The following is an 18,266-nucleotide window of genomic DNA, read 5'->3' as shown; positions in this document are numbered from 1 at the left end:
TGACGATTGTTTATTGGTATTGAGAGTACGGATTGCCCTGGAACTGGTTGTTCTGCTGTGGCGCCTGTTGCTGGGCACCTGGTTGGCCATACTGCTGGCCTGGGATTGGACCGAGGTTCACTTCCACGCGACGGTTCTGGGCGCGGCCGTTGACGTCGGCGTTGCTGGCAATCGGGTTATCCGGGCCGGCACCGCGTGCAGTCAGGTTGGCACCATTGACACCCTGGGACGTCAGGTAGTTGGCCACGCTCTGCGCCCGACGCTGGGACAGGTCCATGTTCAACTGGCGGCTGCCGGTGCTGTCGGTGTAACCAACGATCTGAATGGTATTCTGGTTGAACTGCTTGAGCGAGTTGGCCAGGTTGTTCAGCGGCTGATAGAAGCTGCTGGAGATCGCATCCGAGTTGGTCGCGAAGGTGATGTTGCCCGGCATGATCAGCTTGATCTGGTCGCCCTGGCGCTGAACTTCAACACCGGTGTTGGCCATGCTTTCACGCAGTTTCTTTTCCTGTTGGTCGGCGTAGTAGCCGTAGCCCGCAGCACCGGCACCCGCAACCACGGCACCGATCAGTGCGCCCTTGCCACGGTTGTTATGGTCGATGGCCGCACCCGCCAATGCGCCCGCCAGGGCACCCAGGCCACCGTACTTGGCGGTCTTGCTCATACCGCCGGATTCGTTACTCGCCTGTCCCTGGCTGCTGCCGTCATAAGGGTTAGGGGATGCGCAGCCGGACAACAAGGCTACGGCGGTAGCAACAACAAGCAGACGACGCGAAGTGAACATGAAGGGAGCTCCTACTTTTGCATTCTGAGGTGCAAAGGACATTGGCAATGGACCTGTGCCGAGTTTGGAACGCGACAAACGGTAAAAATTCCGTGGCTACAAAAACCGTAGCAGACGCACGCTGAACACGACCTGAGTTTTTGCTACAAGGCGTGCCCGCTATAGAACAGCACCTGCGTGGCAACTATTCCGTTACGCCCGCACAAAAGGGTTCTCGCGCATTTCATCCCCCAACCGGGTATCGGGGCCGTGACCGGTTACCACCGTTGCGCCCTCATCCAAGGTATACAAGCGCTGCTTGATCGAACGCACAATGGTCGCCTGGTCCCCGCCCCACAAATCTGTACGCCCGATACCGCGACGAAATAGCGTGTCACCCGCAATCAGCAGCTTGGCATCACTGGTCAATGTAGCTTGATGGTGTGTGCAACGCCACACCGCAGCCGCAGGCCAATTCCTCATCATCTTCCAGCCAGCGATCAGGCGAAGGCACCGGGGTGTAGGGAACGCGAAACATCTGGCATTGCATTTCCAGATTGTCCCAGAGGAATTGATCCTCCTTGTGCAAGTGCAGTGTGGCGCCGGTCTTCTCTTTCAACTGCCCGGACGCCAGGAAGTGATCGAGATGGGCATGGGTGTGGATAATGCTCACGACCTTGAGGCCCAATGCATCAAGGCGCGCCAGGATCAGCTCATGGTTGCCACCCGGGTCGACCACGATGGCTTTTTTGCTGATCGGGTCCCCGATGATGGTGCAGTTGCACTGCAGCGGGCCGACGGGAAAGGTCTCGCGGATGAGTGCGGCGTGTTCAATATTCATCGGTGCTCCAGCAGGCTCTATGGCATATTCGGCACAGAGTATGGTTGACGATACCCCTGACCCGAAAGGAAGCATTGCGTCCCGAGTACCAACGGCTAAGCTTTCCAAGCGCCATTGAAGAACAATCCAAGACCGCAACCGCGCCGCGCTGGAGCGAGCCCCATGGCGAATCAGTTGATCATCTGCGAGCACTGCGACTGTGTGTACGAAAAAGTCACGCTCGCCAAACATCAAAAAGCCCATTGCGTGCGCTGCGCGGGCGTACTCCAGCGTTACAACGGCCTGTCAGTCCAACAGCGTCTTGCCCTGACGCTGACCGCCGCCGTGTTATGGACTTTCGCCAATTTCTATCCAGTGATGAGCATCAGCCTGCAAGGCCTGAAAAACAGCGCCACCCTGTGGGATTCAGTGGTTGCGCTGAGTCTGGGGCCGATTACCTTTATCGCCTTGGTGGCCGCTATTTCCATCATCATCGCACCGGTGTTTCAGCTATTGCTGCTGACCTGGGTGCTGAGTTTTGCCCTCTCGGGCAGACGTTCGCCCGCCTTCAAGCTATGCATGCGCTGGCTGGAAGCGCTCAGACCTTGGAGCATGCTGGAAGTGTGCCTGCTTGGCGCGATGGTGGCCGTGTTCAAGCTGGCCGGTATGCTGGATGTGATCCCCGGCACCGGGCTTTTTGCCCTGGCGGCGCTCAGCCTGTTGCTGATCCGCATTGCCGGTCGTGACGTGCGCGACCTGTGGGACGCCGTATGAACCCGCCACCGACTGCCAGCGAGCTTAACCTGTGCCTGTGCCACAGTTGCGGCCTGTCTGCCGACATCAGCACCGGCGCGCCGGAATGCCAGCGCTGTGACGCCCCCCTGCACCGGCGCAAAGTCAACTCGCTGACCCGTACCTGGGCCTATATGCTGACGGCGCTGGCGTTTTATGTGCCGGCCAACCTGCTGCCGGTGATGAACACCACCATGCTCGGTTCAGGCGCAGACAGCACCATCATGAGCGGCGTGCTGGAGTTCTGGCAGCATGGCGCGTGGGACATTGCGCTGATTATTTTCATCGCCAGCATCGCGGTGCCGGGCATCAAGTTTGTGTCGTTGACGCTGCTGCTGGTCACCGTGCAGCGCAACAGCCGCTGGGCGCGCAAGGAGCGCTCGAAGCTGTTTCGGTTTGTCGAACTGATCGGCTACTGGTCCATGCTCGACGTGATCGTGGTTGCGCTGGTGGCCGCGTTGGTCAAGTTCCAGGCCCTGGGCACTATCGAGCCACGCCTGGGCATTCTGTTTTTCGGCCTGGTGGTGGTGTTTACCATGCTGGCCGCCATGAGCTTCGACCCGAGGCTGATCTGGGAACCCCCACACACCAAGGATACCTCGGATGACGTCACCCACCCCTGACACCCCGCAATCCCCAGGCTCGCCGGCCGTCAAGACTCGGCGTTTCAGCGTTTCGCTGGTTTGGATCGTACCGATCGTTGCGGTGTTGGTGGGGATTTCGCTGGTGGTTCACAGCGTGCTTCAGCAAGGCCCGACCATCATCCTTAACTTCAAGACCGGCAGTGGCCTGACCGCGAATAAAACCGAGGTCAAATACCGCAACGTGGTGATCGGCCAAGTGACCGAAGTGGCCTTGAGTGACGACCAGAAAAGCGTCAACGCCACCGTGAAGCTGGCCAAGCAGGCCGACAGCTTTACCCGCGCCGACTCGCAGTTCTGGGTGGTACGCCCGCGCATCGGCGCCGGCGGCGTGTCCGGCATCGACACCCTGCTCTCTGGCGACTACATCGGCGCCGACATTGGCCAGTCCGAGACCCGCGCCAAACAGTTTACCGGCCTGGAAAACCCGCCGCCCATCACTTACGGCGAACCGGGCAAGCGCTTCACCCTGCACACGCAGAACCTGGGTTCGCTGGATATCGGCTCGCCGGTGTATTACCGCAAAATCGAGGTCGGCCAGGTCGTGGCGTACAAGCTGGATGCCGAAGGCAAGGGCGTCGATATCGAGGTGTTCGTGCACGCGCCCAACGATGTCTACGTCACCGAAAACACGCGGTTCTGGAACGCCAGCGGCATCGACCTGAGTGTGGGCGCCAATGGCTTCGCGCTGAAAACCGAATCGCTGTCGTCCATGCTGGTCGGCGGTATCGCTTTCCTCGCACCGCCTTACAGCCCCAACGACAAGCCGGCCGGTGAAGAACGCACGTTTGAACTGTTCGACGATCAGCTCGCCGCCCTCGCCCCGCCCAACGGCCAGGGGCAATACATGAGCCTGCGCTTCGACCAGGCTCTGCGCGGGCTCAAGGTCGGCGCACCGGTGGAATTCCTCGGCGTCGAGTTTGGCAAGGTGGTGTCGATCAACCTGGATTTCGACGCGAAGAAGCGCAGCTTTCCGCTCAACGTCGGCATCGTGATCTACCCGCAATTGCTCGGTCAGGCCCATACCAAGTTGCTCAAGACGATGAACCATGACCCCAATGATGAAGCCGCCGGTGTGCGCCTGATCGGCTCGTTTATCGAAAACGGCCTGAGGGCCCAGGCGCGCAGCGGCAATTTGCTGACCGGCCAGTTATACATCGCCCTGGACTTCTACCCGAAAGCCGAGAAGGTGGCGTTTGATCCCAAGGCGCGTCCGGTCAGCATTCCCACGATTCCTGGCAACCTGGAACAGTTGCAGGAAAAACTCGAAAACATCGTCAACAAGATCAACCAGCTACCGATCGAACGTATCGCCGGCAACCTCGACAGCAACCTCGTGGAACTGCGCAAAGGACTGACCCAGTTCAACGCCAAGACCTTGCCCAGCGTCCAGAACACCCTGGCTGACGTGAGCAAGACGTTGCAATCGGCCAGCTCGACCCTGGCCGAAGACTCACCGCAACGCGAGCAACTGACCCAGACCCTGGATGAGCTAGGTCGCATGTCGCGTTCCTTGCGCGAGCTGTCGGACTACCTGGGCCGACACCCGGAATCACTGATTCGCGGCCGCCCAGACAACGCCGCCCCATTGGACCTGCAAGGACCGCCGCGCAAATGAACCGTGGAGCAAGCGCCATGACGTTACCGTTGAAAATCACCCTGCTCAGCGCATTGCTCGCGCTGGGGGCATGCAGCAGTACACCGATTACTTTTCATACCCTAACCCCGGCGCAGTGGAGCAACACCACCGGGGCCGACGCGGGTGGGATAAAAATCGAAAGTATCAGTGTGCCACCACAAGTCGACCGCCCGCAGATTGTGGTTCGCCAAGGCAACAGCGGCGTCGCGATCCTGGACACCCAGTGGTGGGCTGCCAGCCTGGTGGATGAGTTGAGGAGCGCGCTGGTGGACCAATTGGCTAACAGCAACCCTCGACAACCCATGCTGTTGCGCCTTGAGGTGCAGCGCTTTGACTCCGTGCCCGGCCAGTACGCACTGCTCGACGTCAAATGGCGTCTGCGGCCGGCCAGCGGCAGTGATCGCGTGCCGCTGACCTGCCGCACCACCTTGCAGTCGCCGGCCGGCGCGAGCATTGACGACTTGGTGCTCGCCCACCAGAACAATCTCAAACGCTTCGCGGCGCAGATTCGCCAGGCAGTCGACAGGCCGTCCAACCAGTGCCCAAGCGCGCCATAGACTTCGGAGGGTCTACGCCAGCAGTCCCATTGCCTTGGCACGGGCCACCGCCTGGGTCCGCCGCTCCACCCCTAACTTGCTGTTGATGTGGCTGGCGTGGGTCTTCACGGTGTGCAGTGAGATGAACAGCTGGTTACTGATTTCCTGGTTCGAGCAGCCTTGGGCAATCAGTTTCAGCACTGCCAACTCACGCGCGCTCAAGGTTTCGTGAGCCGGCGCTACCTCGGGTGTCACCACCGTCGGCAGAAGCACCAGCAAACTCTGGTTCAGCAGGCCATGCGCATCCTTGCCCAATTGCTCGCGCATCCAGCCAGGGTGCCCTTCCAACAAGCGCTGGAAAGGTTGCAGCGCGCCCCCGGCGCCGGCCTCAAGGGCCTGGACCAGAATCGCGCGCGCCTTGGCTTCCTGACCACTTTCCAGGAGCAACTGGGCCTGCTGCGTCAGCGCCATCAGGGCAATCATCTGGCGGCCGCTGTTGTGCGCCTGCTGCGCCAACGCTTCAAGCCGTTGCAATGCGGCAACAGGTTGATGGCGAGTGGCATCCAGCGCCGCTTGTTGAAGCTCGATATGTTGTGGCAGGTGCGGGTGAAATTCCGGTGCGGCGGCGGCCTGCTCACCGTTGTAGGTCTGCCCCAGGCGGGTCAGCCAGGCGTCGGCCAGATCTGTACGGCCCTGGGCCAGCCACAGTTCGCATTTGATCAGGGTGATCATTGCCAGGTAGTAGATCGGCGGCACGTCCCAGATATGCATCAGGCGCTCGGCCTCGGCGAGTTCAGCAAAGGCTTTGCCGAAGTCACCACGGCGGCCTTCGAAATTGGCGATCACGCAATGCCCGATCAACACACTGATGTCGCGGCAGGCACGGGCTTCGACGAGCCCGGCGCGCAAGCGGGCGAGTCCGGCTTCGGGTTGTAGCCGCACCAGCAGCAAAAAACCTTCGTAGAGTGACAACCGCGCGCGCACCGCGTACAACCGCTGCGGCGCTAAGCCCTGCAGGCGTTGCAGGCCCTGATGCACTTCATCCAGGGAACGCAGGATTTCACCGCGGGCCTGCAACACACGCGCACGGTCGTAATGGGCCAGGGCCTCGAACAATGGGTTGCCGACGCGCTGCGCCAACTCCAGGGATTCGCGATTCAAGCCACGCGCACGCCACAGGTCGGCATCGACAATGGCCAGGTTGGAAAGGGTCGACAGGCACATCAACCGCTGGCCGTAACGCCGTTGCGGCAGGCTTTCCAGCGCCTCGCTGCAATAGCGCTGGGTCAGCTCGCGATCGCCCCGGCCCCGGGCGATGATCCCGCTCAGCGCCAGCCACTGTGCCAGCATCGATTTTTGCGCCGTGGCCGACGGTGCTGGCAGGAAGCGGCTGAGGTAGCTGGATAATTCTTCCGCCGCATCCAACTGGCAGGCCAGGCCCAAGGCCCAGCTGTAGAGAACAATCAGGCGCGGCGTACTGATCAGCAAGCTGTCGGGCAAGTCCATTTTCCAACGCAGCAGCATGCCCACGTTCTGCTCGGCCAGCAGTTGCTCCTCGGACAGGTTCTGAACCAGGTTGGCGGCGACATCCAGATGGCCGGCGCGCAACGCTTGCTCCACGGCCTCATCGATCAAGCCCTGGGCATTGAACCAGCGGCACGCGCGCAGGTACAGGCTGGCCGGCGGCAGCACATTGCTGCTGGCGCGGCGGGTGCGCAGCAGGTCTGAAAACAAATGGTGATAACGGTACCAGTGGCCCTGCTCGTCCAGAGGCACCAGGAACACTTGGTGGGCTTGCAGGTAACGCAGGATTTCAGCGCTGTCATGGGCTTCGCGCACCGCGTCGCAGAGTTCGCTGCAAAACCGATCCTGAGGGGCTGTGTCGTACAAAAACGCCTGCACTTCGGCGGGCAGGCAGTCGATCACCTCTTCAAGCAAATAATCGCCGATCAGCCCTTCGCCGCCGTGCAAGCTCTGCGGCAATGCCCCGTCGTTGCCGGCCTCGGAGGCGGCGAGCAACCAGAAACGCAGCCCGGCAACCCAGCCTTCGCTGCGGCGGATCAGGTTGTCGAGGGCTTCGCCGCGCAAGGAACTGCTGTGGCGATCCAGCACCGCCAGGGATTCGCTGTGCGTCAGGCGCAAATCCTGTTCGTGCAACTCCAGCAGGTGGCGCGATAAACGCAGCCGCGCCAGATGCCAGTCCGGGCGCTGACGGCTGGTGACCAGCACCACCAGGCCATCGGGCAAATGGTTGAGGAAAAACTGCAGGCACCGGTCGAGCACCGGCCCCTGGGCCAGATGGTAGTCATCCAGTACCAATAACAACGGCGCGCGCGGGGACAGGTGCACGGTCAGCTCATCGAGCAGTCCGTCCAGCCATTCTTCAAAGGCAAAGGGTTGGTGACGCTGGCGCATTTTCAGCAGGCCCAGGGATTGGGCGCCGAGTTGCGGGAAAAATTGCTGTAAACCGTCGAGCAGGCGCTCAAGGAAACGGCCGGGGTCGTTATCCCGTGGGCTCAGGCCCAGCCACAGGCTTTGCCAATGGGCCGGCAGGCTCTGGCAGAACTCCACCGCCAACGAACTCTTGCCGAACCCTGCCGGTGCACTGACCAGCAGCAGCCGCCCTTGCAGGCCAGCACTCAGGCGTTCGCACAGGCGCGGACGCAGCACGTAGCCGTCAGGCAGCGGTGGCCTGTAGAAGCGACCTTCCAGGGTGGGAATTACCGCACTGGCAGGCCCTTGGATTCGGGACAGATCAGTCATCGCCGGGCTCTTGTAGAAGGCTGTTGTCGGCATTGCAGATGTCCGCAGACTAGCGGTAAAAGCAGCAGGTTTGTAGATCTTTGCAACATTTGCCTGAAAAAGAACTGCGACAAAAAAATTCGCCACATAAAAAAGCCCCGAACGGATCGGGGCTTTTTTCCGAGGATGCGGCCTCGGTTAACTCAGCTTAGCGCACGCCATCCTGGCGCAGGGCCGCTGGGGTGAAGTCGCTGGTGGTGGCGGTGAAACCGAAGTCATACGCCTGTTTCTCTTCGTTCTTCATGCCCAGTGCAAGGTAGCGGCCGGACTGCAGGTCGTAGAGGGTTTCCAGGGCGTACCACGGCACTTGCTTGTCGTAGTAGTTCTCGGCATGCGCTTCAGCCACGCGCCACAGTTGGCCACGGCCGTCGTAGTGGTCGATGACCGCCGCTTGCCAGGTGTCTTCGTCGATGAAGAAATCACGTTTGGCGTAGATGTGGCGCTGACCTTCTTTCAAGGTGGCGACTACATGCCAGACGCGGCGCAGCTCGTAGCGAGCCAGGTCCTGGTTGATGTGGCCGGCCTTGATGATGTCGGCGTACTTGAGCTTCGGATCGTCGATCTTGTAGCTGTTGGAGGCGATGTAGATTTCTTTCTTGCCCTCCAACTTCCAGTCGTAGCGGTCCGGTGCGCCGTTGTACATGTCGAGGTTGTCGGAGGTACGCAGGCCGTCGGCGGCGGTACCTGGGCCGTCATAGGACACTTGCGGCGCCCGGCGCACACGGCGCTGGCCGGCGTTGTAGACCCAGGCCGAACGAGGCTCCTTCACCTGGTCCAGGGTTTCGTGCACCAGCAGCACACCACCGGCCAGACGGGCCGGCGCGGTCACTTGCTGCTTGAAGTAGAACAGCACGTTGCCCGGGTTTTTCGGGTCGAAGTCTTTCATCTTGTCGCGGAACACAAACTGGTCGCGGAAGTACACCAGACTGTAGGAACCGTTGGTTTGTGGCGTAGCCTGGGTTACCAGACGGGTCACGCTGCCACCGCGATAACGGGTGATGTGGTTCCAGATGACTTCAACGCCGCTTTTTGGAATCGGGAACGGCACGGCGGTTTCGAAGTTTTCCAGGCCGTTGCCGCCGGACACCAGGTTGGTGGTGGTGGCGTTCTTCTTGATAGCGGCGAACACATCAGCCGGCACGGTAGCGCCGCGATGGGTCGGGTAGACCGGCATCTTGAAGGTCTCGGGGTAGCGCTTGAACATCGCGTACTGACCCGGCGCCAGCTTGTCTTTGTACTGCTCGACGTTTTGCGCGGTGATGGTGAATTGCGGTTGTTCACTGGCGTAAGGGTTGGCCAGGAACCCACGGGCGTCGACGGCACCGGCGTTGGTAGGCAACGGCGACCACTTAGGAATGGTGCCTGCAGCGTTACCGGCCATCTCGGCGCCCATCGGGGTCAGACTCGTGCCCAGCTTGGCGGCTTCATCCGCCGACACTGCCGCCATGACGTTGCTCGCCAGGATCGACAGCCCAAGCACACCCACGTGCAACAGACTTTTGGTTATTTTCATGTTCTGGTCTTCCTGAAATGCAGTGTGCTTAGAAGTTCGCGCCGAAGCTCAAAGCGACAAAGTCGCGGTCATTCACTGTGCTGAAATCGCCGCCGAAGAAGTTCGTGTAGTTCAGGCTGGCGGTGTAGGTGTTCTGGTACTCGGCGTCCAGACCCAGGCTGACAGCCTTGCGACCTTCTTCGAAGTTAGCGCCAGGACCAGGGGAGTAACCCTTGACGTCATGGGACCACGCCACGTTTGGCTTAAGGTTGACGCCGGCGAAGACATCCGGGTATTCCCAGATTGCCCGAGCGCGGTAGCCCCAGGAAGTGGCCGTGGTAAAGCCATCGTTGTTGCAGTTGGTATTCAGCCCATTGGCATTACCCAGGCCGGCACCTACGGCGGTCGAGTTATTGAGCGTATTGCAGAAACCACCGGGCAACGTACCTGGACCAAATACCGGGTCGCGGCCATAACGAGCCTCTGATTTGCTCTCCAGGCCGCCCACGTGAGTCACCCCAATCTCGCCCACCGTGGTCAAGCGGCTCGCGCCCATCACCTGATCAAAGAAGTGCGTGAATGTGGTCTGGAACTGCGTGACTTCCTTGCGGTTGTAACCATGCAGGTCTTGACCAGGCGAGCCTTTGAGCACCGAAGCGTTGCCAAAGCCGGTAATAGGCGTGACGCCCGCATAGAGTATGTCGGTGGTGCTCAGTTGCACCGGTGCGTTTGGCCGGTAGCTCAACTCACCGCTCCATGCGGTACCGGTAGGCAGCGTGGTGGAAAAGCTCAAGCCGTAAAGACGGATGTCTTCCGGGTATTCGACGAAGTAGTTGGAGCTACCCGCCACAATCACCGGGCGTAGCGCCGCCAGCCCACCCAGAGGACGGTTGTACGCTGACGCTGGCGCACCTTGTGCACTGAAAATCGGCGCACGGCTGTGATAGTTCATGAAGTAAGCGCCGAACTCGGTGTCCAACGGCTCGAAGTTGTAGTGCATGGCAACGCCAAACTGACCGCTGTCGCGAGCATCACGGTCAGGACCACGGCGCACCAATACGCCCTCTTCGTTCACATCAACACCCAAAGTATTGAGGGTTGGATAAGCAAGAGGCGAGATGCGAGAGCGCTTGTTCAACACCCGTAGGTTGTTGTCGCAACCATCAGAGATGACGTCCGGCTGAGAGAAGAATGTCCCGCAGTTATCGGTAACCGTCTGGTCCCATTCCAACTGATAGAACGCTTCCGCCGACAAGTTATCGGTCAGCGTCTGCGACACATAGAACATGTTGACCGGAATCAAGCCTTCCTTGACCTCAGCCCCCGGACGACGGAACGCAGACACGTCGATCGGGTTGATGGAGTTGATGCCCCCACCGATGAAGGTACTTTCACCCCAGCTCACCACTTGCTTACCGAGCCGCACGCTGCCGGGCTGATCAGCAATCGAGTAGTTGTGGTAAACGAAAGCATCGAGAATTTGCCCGCCGGAGGACTTGGCGCCCTCTTTGCGATTGCTGTTGCTGATGTCCTTGAACTCGCGACTCTCGTCCTGGAGTTCGAAGTCATACCAGTACTTGCCACGCACAAATACGCCGGTGTCGCCGTATTTCAGCTCTAGATCATGGATGCCCTTGAAGATTTTCGAGAACGTCTCGCCACGCTTGAAGTTCAGGTGGCCGTCATCGGACGTCTGGGACAGGCCATTGCCACCGTTGTTAACACCGATCAGATCCTGATTGGGCTTGGCCGTCGACCAGCTCGCCCCCACGGAAAGAGACGAGTCAAAACTCCCTTCGATTTCACCGATATTGAAACTGACGCCGAATGCGGGCCCGGCGAGCGTAGAGGCGAGACTGACGGCCAGGGGCAATTTAGCCCGGCGCCAGAACTGGTTTACTGAGGTCATCGACGCTACTCCATGTGCATTATTGTTATGGCAGTGAGTTCGTTCTGTGATGCTTGTGACGGCCGGAATACAACGATTCCAATGCCGGACTGCAACTGAACCTCCATGGTCCGCAGCACCGCATCCTTGAAAAACTCTGGAAGGGACTATAGCCAGCAGGGGGTAGTGCTTGATCCCTCTAAAGTGTGATTTGCATCAGCAACCCGTCTGCCACGACCCTTTCGCCACGTCGACGAAGGCCGACGCGGGAAGGATGGCTGAAAATTGGCAAATCACAAGTGAAGGCGCGAGATAGAGCATCGCCGTGCAACAAGGGCACGGCGAATCAGCTCAGAGGGTGGACAGGAACGTGCTGTTGTTGGCCTGCCATTCGATGATGTCAATGCGGATACGTTTTTTGTCGAGCTTGCCGACGCTGGTCTTGGGAATTTCAGTAACAACAGCGATCTGGCTTGGAATCGCCCACTTGCTCAAGTGGCCCAGCTCCACGAACGGCTTGAGGTGTTCCTTGAGCTCGCGGGCCCCTATCACCTGGCCATCATGCACCACCAACAACGCAAACGGGCGTTCCCCCCACTGCGGGTCGGCGATGCCCACCACCGCTACTTCGCGTACCGCCGGGTGACGGCTGACCAGGTCTTCGAGGGCCAGGGAAGAGATCCACTCGCCGCCGGTCTTGATCACATCCTTGATGCGGTCGCGAATATCGATCACGCCAAAGGCATCCAGCGTCGCCACGTCGCCGGTGTGCATCCAGCCGCCCGCCCACAGCTCGGCGCCCTTCTGCGGCTCGTTGTAATAACCTTCGGTCAGCCACGGTGCACGCAATACCAGTTCGCCCTGGGACTCGCCGTCGGCGGGCAGGAAATGGCCGTCGCTGTCGATGATCGCGGCTTCCACCAAGGGCCCTGGCACGCCGGCCTTGATGCGGTAGGTGGTGCGCTCATCCTCGGTGCCCGCCATCAGCTCTTCGTTGAGGTGCGCGCAGGACACCAGCGGCCCGGTCTCAGACATGCCATAGGCTGCGGTCAGTTGAATGCCACGGGCCTTGGATGCTTCATACAGGGTGCGGTTGAGCGCGCTGCCGCCAATGACGATTTTCCAACCTCCAAAATCCACGTCCTGGGCGGCTTTTGCATTGAGCACCATTTGCAGGATGGTCGGCACGCAATGGGAGAAAGTGACCTTTTCCTTGCGCCACAGCTCCACCAGGTATTCCGGGTCGTAGCGGCCGGGGTAGACCTGCTTCAAACCGAGCATGGTCGCCACGTACGGCAGGCCCCAGGCGTGCACGTGGAACATCGGCGTGATCGGCATGTACACGTCATTGGTGCCGAGCAGGCGCATGCTGTCGACACTGCCCATGATGGTCGCCACGCCAATGGTGTGCAGCACCAATTGGCGATGAGTGAAGTACACGCCCTTGGGGTTGCCGGTGGTGCCAGTGGTGTAGAAGGTGGTGGCGACGGAGTGTTCGTCGAAGTCCTGGAAGTCGTACTTCGGGCTGGCAGCGGCCAGCAGGGTTTCGTACTCGCCTACCAGGTTTGGCAGCTCGGCGGTCTTGGCCTCGCCATCGGTGAGCAACAACGTCTTGTCAACGGTAGTGAGTTGCCCGGCAATGGCCTGGTAGAGACCCACGAACTCGCTGTTGACCAGCACGAAGCGGTCCTCGGCATGGTTCATGGTGTACAGGATCTGTTCCGGCGACAGGCGCACGTTGATGGTGTGGATCACCGCACCAATCATCGGAATGGCGAACATACATTCCAGGTAGCGATGGCTGTCCCAGTCCATCACCGCCACCGTGTCACCGGCCTTGACCCCGGCTTCTGTCAGCACATTGGCCAGGCGCGCGACCCGTTCGATCAGGGTTGGATAGGTGTAGCGCAATTTATCGCGGTAGACGATTTCCCGGGTTTTCTCGTAACGGGTCCCGGACATCAGCAGGCGCTTGATCAGCAGCGGGTATTGGTACGCACCTTCGGCGGGCGGAATGACACGGGTCTGCAACATACGAATCCCTTTTATGACTGCACGGTCTTGGCTTGAAGACCTGCACTTTAGAGACCTTATGTTTCAGCCAAATCAGCCAAAGGAATGATTTGCAGCGCCCAATGAATGCTAGCTTTGCGCCAGCATCGGGGACATGCAGCGCTCCAAGGTGGGAGCTGGCTTGCCTGCGATAGCAACGCCTCGGTACATCGGAAATACCGAGGCGCCTGCATCGTGGGCAAGCCCGGCTCACACATGGACCGTGCCCACTTGCATTCGGTCTTACTTATCCAGCCTTACTTCATGCTGGTAAACGCCAGCTTCACCCCAATCGCAATCAACACCGCACCCATGGTCCGATCGAACCAATGTCCCATCCGCGCAAACCCGGCGCGCACGCGTTGCTGGCTGAACAGCATCGCCACCAGGCAGAACCACAGCGCCGTGGCCACCGCCAGGTACACGCCGTAACCGGCCTGGACCGCCAGTGGCGTGTGCGGGTTGATCACCACGGTGAACAACGACAAGAAGAACAACGTGGCCTTGGGGTTCAAGCCATTGGTCACAAAACCTGCGGTAAACGCGCCACGGGGCGTGCGTTCGCCCGCTTCGCGATGCAACTCACCCTCGGCCGCAGGCTTGGCCGGCTGCGCGCGCAAAGCCTTGAAGCCGATGTACAGCAGGTAGGCCGCCGCCGCCCATTTCAGCGCGTTGAACAGCACGATGGACTGGGAGACGATCAAGCCGATACCGAGCAACGAATACCCCACGTGCAGGAAAATAGCCGACCCCACGCCCAACGCGGTCCAGGTCCCTGCACGGCGGCCGTGGGTCACACTTTCACGCACCACCACCGCGAAATCCGGGCCGGGGCTGGCCACCGCCAATAAGTGAATCAGCGCTACGGTCAAAAACTCGGCGACGTACATACGCACTCCATTAAGTAACTGATTATTTCATCTGATAGGCTCGGCAGATTACGCCTTCGAACCCTGTCGCACAAAGGTACAGTTGATGACGAACAATCGCCGCGCCGTCTTCCTTGATCACCCGTCCCTGGACTTGGGGGACCTCGACCTCAGCGAACTGCGCAACAGCTTCAGCGACCTGCACTTGTTCAGCGACACCACGCCGCTGAACGTGATCGAACACCTGCAAGGCGCCCAGGTTGCGATCAGCAACAAGATCGCCCTCAACAGCGAAACCCTGGCGGCCTGCCCGGCGCTCAAGCTGATCCTGGTGTCTGCCACCGGCACCAACAACGTTGACCTCGAAGCCGCCCGTGCCCGTGGCATTACCGTGAGCAACTGCCAGGGCTACGGCACGCCGTCGGTGGCGCAGCACACGATCATGCTGCTGCTCAACCTGGCGACGCGCTTGAAGGACTATCAACGGGATGTGAGCGCCGGTCAGTGGCAGGAAGCTAAACAGTTCTGCCTGCTGGACCATCCGATTGTCGAGTTGGAAGGTAAAACCCTTGGTTTGCTCGGCCACGGCGAATTGGGCAGCGCAGTCGCGCGCCTGGCTGAAGCCTTTGGCATGCGCGTGTTACTGGGCGCCATTCCGGGCCGCCCTGCCCGCGCTGATCGCGTGCCGCTGGATGAACTGTTGGCGCAGGTTGACGCGCTCACCTTGCACTGCCCGCTCAACGACCACACCCGCGACTTTATCGGCGCCCGCGAATTGGCGCTGCTCAAGCCCGGCGCGTTTGTGGTCAACACCGCGCGCGGCGGATTGATCAACGAGCAAGCCCTGGCCGATGCATTGCGCAACGGCCACCTGGGCGGCGCGGCGACCGATGTGCTGAGCGTTGAGCCGCCGGTGAACGGCAACCCGCTGCTGGCCGGCGATATCCCCCGGCTGATCGTCACCCCGCACAATGCCTGGGGCAGTCGCGAGGCGCGCCAGCGCATTGTTGGTCAGTTGGCGGAAAACGCCCGGGGCTTTTTCAGCGGCGCCCCGCTGCGCGTCGTGAGTTGATAAACTGCGCCCCTTTTCAAGGAGCAGACCATGGATCCGCGCAGTGAAGTACTGCTTCGTCAGGCCGAACTTTTTCAAGGCAACCTGCTGTTGGTAGGTTTGCCCGCCGACGACCTGCTCGGTCGCCTGCCCAACGCGCACGGCTGGTGCTGGCATGCCGGCGACCAGGCCGCGCTGGACGCACGCTTCCCCGAGCGCAGCCAATTTGGCGTGAATGTGCCAGAGCGCGAATTCGAGGCGGCGGTCATCTTCCTGCCCAAGTCCAAGGACCTCACCGACTACCTGCTCAACGCCGTAGCCGCGCGCTTGCCCGGCGCTGAGGTGTATCTGGTAGGGGAGAAAAAAGGCGGTATCGAGAGCGCCGCCAAGCAGATGATCCCCTTCGGCAAACCGCGCAAGCTCGACAACGCGCGGCATTGCCAACTGTGGCAAGTCACCGTGGCCAATGCCCCGCAAGCGGTCGAGCTGGAGAGCCTGGCTCAGGTGTTCGACGTGCCTTTGGCTGAGGGGCCGCTCAAGGTGGTGAGCTTGCCCGGTGTGTTCAGCCATGGTCGCCTGGATCGCGGTACCGAGCTGTTGCTGGAGCACCTGGATAAACTGCCGAGCGGCCATCTGCTGGACTTCGGTTGCGGTGCCGGTGTGCTGGGTGCTGCGGTAAAACGCCGCTACCCACACAACACCGTAACGATGCTCGACGTGGATGCGTTTGCCGCCGCCAGCAGTCGTTTGACCCTGGCCGCCAACGGCCTGGAAGCCGAGGTGCTGACCGGTGATGGCATTGACGCAGCGCCGATGGGTTTGAACGCGATTCTGACCAACCCGCCGTTCCATGTCGGCGTGCACACCGACTACTTCGCCACAGAAAACCTGCTGCGAAAAGCCGGCAAACATCTGGCAAAAGGCGGCGAACTTCGCGTAGTCGCAAACAGTTTCCTCAAGTACCAACCCTTGATTGAAGAGCATCTGGGTATTTGTGCGGTCAAGGCTGAAGGCAATGGTTTTCGCATCTACCGTGCCAAGCGCGGCTGACGGGCGTTTGAAAAAGAAGGCTTGCCGAATGGAATTTGCCTAGGCAGAATCCGCTCCGTCCTAGGGGAGTAGTCTCCCACGAGCGCCACGCTCGTCCGGCATACGTCAACATACTTGGTCAACAGACCATGGCGTATGCGACCCAGGAGTCCGCACAGACGGACCGGGGTTTGACAAGACCTATGACACGCACACCTTACCCGGGGCGGGAAGGCTGTACGTGTCATAGCCGTGTCGACCCGCCCCTGGAAACCTACCTGATGCTGGATTCATTACTCGTTCCTACAGCAATCGTTGCCTTGGCCGAAATCGGCGACAAGACGCAACTGCTCGCGCTCATCCTTGCTGCTCGCTTTCGCAAGCCCTGGCCGATCATCGCCGGCATTGTTGCCGCGACCCTGGCCAACCACGCGGCCGCCGGTGCCGTTGGCGCCTGGTTCGGGAGCTTCTTCTCCGACGCGGTATTGCACTGGATCCTGGCGGCAAGCTTCTGCGCCACGGCCTTGTGGACCCTGGTGCCGGACAAACTCGACGATGACGAAGCCAGCACCACGCGCAAATTCGGACCGTTCCTGACCACGCTGATTGCGTTCTTCCTCGCCGAAATCGGTGACAAGACGCAGATCGCCACGGTCATGCTGGCGGCGCAGTATCCGGAACTCTGGCTGGTGATTATCGGGACGACCGTGGGCATGCTGATTGCCAACGTGCCGGTGGTATTGGCGGGTAATTTTGCGGCGGAGAAACTGCCGTTGACCTTGATTCGCCGGTTGGCAGCTACGGCGTTTTTCATCCTGGCTATCGTGGCGGTGTACAAGGCCATGCAAAGCAGCGGCTGGATCTAAGGCTGCAAACCCGATCTCTGTGGGAGCTGGCTTGCCTGCGATGGCATCAACCCGGTGCAGCTGAGAGACCGAGTTGCCTGCATCGCGGGCAAGCCCGGCTCCCACATTGATCTGCGTTAACTCAGGATTTTTTGGCCTGCTGGTAAAGCGGCATCACCTTCGGAATCGCCGCCTGCAACGAGGCAATCCGGCTGTCGGAAGCCGGGTGAGTACTCATGAACTCCGGCGGTGCGCCTTCCGAAGCCTTGGCCATTTTGTTCCACAGCGTGATGGCCGCGTTCGGGTTGTAGCCGGCGCGGGCCGACAGTTCCAGGCCGATCAAGTCCGCTTCGTTTTCATTGCTGCGGCTGTTGGGCAAGGTCATGCCGTAGTTGGCCACCGTATCGGCCAGTGCCAGGCTGTCCTGGCCGAGGCCGAACAACGCACCGGCGCCCTGCTTGGCCATCTCGATCCCGTAGGCCTTGGACATGGCTTCGCGGCCATGCTCACGCAAGGCGTGGGCGATTTCATGGCCCATCACGGCGGCCAGTTCGTCATCCGTGAGCTTGAGGTTATCGATCAACGCGCTGTACACGAAGATCTTGCCGCCAGGCCCACAGTTGGCGTTCATCTCGTCGCTCTTGATCAGGTTCACTTCCCACTTCCACTGCGCAGCATCGGGGCGGAAGGTCGGCGCCTGGGCAATCAAACGCTTGGCAATGGCCTGCACGCGCTTGGCGTTGGCACTGGTCTTGTCCAACTGGCCTTTGCTGCTGGCTTCGCCCAACGTCTGCTGGTAGGACTGGGCATACATCTGGTCGACTTCCTGGCTCGACAGCATGCTGAACATGTACTGCTTGCGCTCCACTCCAACGGCGCCGCCGCTGGTGGTATTGACCGACTGACACCCGGCCAGCAGCATCGCTGCAACCAAACCACTTATCACCAATGACTTCTTCATGAACACTCTCCCTGAAAATACGCCCTGAAATATGGCGCGTATCGTAGGCGCACATTTGTATCTGCGCCAGATACAGCAGACGTGTA

Annotated in this window: 14 protein-coding genes, 1 pseudogene and 1 riboswitch; of the genes and pseudogenes, 7 read left to right on the top strand and 8 right to left on the bottom strand. The window is 60.5% G+C overall.

What is annotated here, in order from left to right; translation table 11 throughout:
* Window positions 1–10 precede the first annotated feature (10 nt).
* Complete coding sequence (locus HU722_RS05865; RefSeq protein ID WP_065875058.1) at window positions 11–784, bottom strand: YiaD family glycine zipper/OmpA-like lipoprotein; 774 nt, start codon at window positions 782–784, stop codon at window positions 11–13.
* Between the two features lie 192 nt (window positions 785–976).
* A pseudogene (locus tag HU722_RS05860) lies at window positions 977–1,604 on the bottom strand (MBL fold metallo-hydrolase).
* A gap of 162 nt (window positions 1,605–1,766) precedes the next feature.
* Between HU722_RS05860 and HU722_RS05855 the strand changes: the two are divergent.
* Genes HU722_RS05855 through HU722_RS05840 form a run of 4 tightly spaced genes read left to right on the top strand, consistent with a single transcriptional unit; the run spans window position 1,767 to window position 5,212 of the window.
* On the top strand, window positions 1,767–2,357 hold the full coding sequence (locus tag HU722_RS05855) for a paraquat-inducible protein A (protein ID WP_012722281.1): 591 nt from the start codon (window positions 1,767–1,769) through the stop codon (window positions 2,355–2,357).
* The gene (locus tag HU722_RS05850) at window positions 2,354–2,998 is read left to right on the top strand and encodes a paraquat-inducible protein A (RefSeq protein WP_065875059.1); all 645 of its coding nucleotides are present in this window, start codon (window positions 2,354–2,356) and stop codon (window positions 2,996–2,998) included. Before HU722_RS05855 ends, HU722_RS05850 begins: the two co-directional genes overlap by 4 nt.
* A complete protein-coding gene (locus HU722_RS05845) occupies window positions 2,979–4,634 on the top strand; it encodes a PqiB family protein (RefSeq protein WP_065875060.1) in 1,656 nt (551 codons plus the stop codon). Before HU722_RS05850 ends, HU722_RS05845 begins: the two co-directional genes overlap by 20 nt.
* A 17-nt stretch (window positions 4,635–4,651) precedes the next feature.
* Window positions 4,652–5,212, top strand: coding sequence for a PqiC family protein (locus HU722_RS05840; protein WP_065875061.1), 561 nt, complete (start codon window positions 4,652–4,654; stop codon window positions 5,210–5,212).
* 12 nt (window positions 5,213–5,224) lie between these two features.
* On the opposite strand, the gene HU722_RS05835 is transcribed toward HU722_RS05840, so the two are convergent.
* From HU722_RS05835 to HU722_RS05815, 5 genes are all read right to left on the bottom strand, one after another.
* On the bottom strand, window positions 5,225–7,954 hold the full coding sequence (locus tag HU722_RS05835; RefSeq protein WP_065875062.1) for a winged helix-turn-helix domain-containing protein: 2,730 nt from the start codon (window positions 7,952–7,954) through the stop codon (window positions 5,225–5,227).
* 187 nt (window positions 7,955–8,141) lie between these two features.
* Window positions 8,142–9,506 carry a DUF1329 domain-containing protein gene (locus HU722_RS05830; RefSeq protein ID WP_065875063.1) on the bottom strand — a complete coding sequence of 455 codons (1,365 nt, stop codon included), beginning with the start codon at window positions 9,504–9,506 and terminating at the stop codon, window positions 8,142–8,144.
* A 28-nt stretch (window positions 9,507–9,534) separates the two neighbouring features.
* A complete protein-coding gene (locus tag HU722_RS05825; RefSeq protein WP_065875064.1) occupies window positions 9,535–11,394 on the bottom strand; it encodes a DUF1302 domain-containing protein in 1,860 nt (619 codons plus the stop codon).
* A 330-nt stretch (window positions 11,395–11,724) separates the two neighbouring features.
* Window positions 11,725–13,407 carry a fatty acid--CoA ligase gene (locus HU722_RS05820; protein WP_186752332.1) on the bottom strand — a complete coding sequence of 561 codons (1,683 nt, stop codon included), beginning with the start codon at window positions 13,405–13,407 and terminating at the stop codon, window positions 11,725–11,727.
* Between the two features lie 275 nt (window positions 13,408–13,682).
* On the bottom strand, window positions 13,683–14,315 hold the full coding sequence (locus HU722_RS05815; protein ID WP_003188636.1) for a LysE family translocator: 633 nt from the start codon (window positions 14,313–14,315) through the stop codon (window positions 13,683–13,685).
* A gap of 85 nt (window positions 14,316–14,400) precedes the next feature.
* Between HU722_RS05815 and HU722_RS05810 the strand changes: the two genes are divergently transcribed.
* The 3 genes from HU722_RS05810 to HU722_RS05800 all read left to right on the top strand — a co-directional run bounded on the left by HU722_RS05810 (window position 14,401) and on the right by HU722_RS05800 (window position 17,240).
* Window positions 14,401–15,366 (top strand): 2-hydroxyacid dehydrogenase, encoded by a 966-nt coding sequence (locus HU722_RS05810; RefSeq protein ID WP_065875066.1) that lies wholly within the window; start codon window positions 14,401–14,403, stop codon window positions 15,364–15,366.
* Window positions 15,367–15,396: 30 nt separating this feature from the next.
* A complete protein-coding gene (locus tag HU722_RS05805; RefSeq protein ID WP_065875067.1) occupies window positions 15,397–16,395 on the top strand; it encodes a methyltransferase in 999 nt (332 codons plus the stop codon).
* Window positions 16,396–16,445: 50 nt separating this feature from the next.
* Window positions 16,446–16,567: riboswitch (yybP-ykoY riboswitch) on the top strand.
* Window positions 16,568–16,655: 88 nt separating this feature from the next.
* Window positions 16,656–17,240: a TMEM165/GDT1 family protein gene (locus HU722_RS05800; RefSeq protein WP_049709951.1), complete on the top strand. Its 585-nt coding sequence runs from the start codon at window positions 16,656–16,658 to the stop codon at window positions 17,238–17,240.
* 121 nt (window positions 17,241–17,361) lie between these two features.
* Here the strand turns inward: HU722_RS05800 and HU722_RS05795 are convergent, their stop codons facing one another.
* Window positions 17,362–18,180 (bottom strand): M48 family metallopeptidase, encoded by an 819-nt coding sequence (locus HU722_RS05795; RefSeq protein WP_065879601.1) that lies wholly within the window; start codon window positions 18,178–18,180, stop codon window positions 17,362–17,364.
* Window positions 18,181–18,266 lie beyond the last annotated feature (86 nt).

Origin of the sequence: Pseudomonas tritici, from assembly GCF_014268275.3 — a bacterium.
Classification (GTDB): domain Bacteria; phylum Pseudomonadota; class Gammaproteobacteria; order Pseudomonadales; family Pseudomonadaceae; genus Aquipseudomonas; species Aquipseudomonas tritici.
Note: the sequence above shows the minus strand (reverse complement) of the source record. Positions and strands in the feature narration are given on the sequence as shown.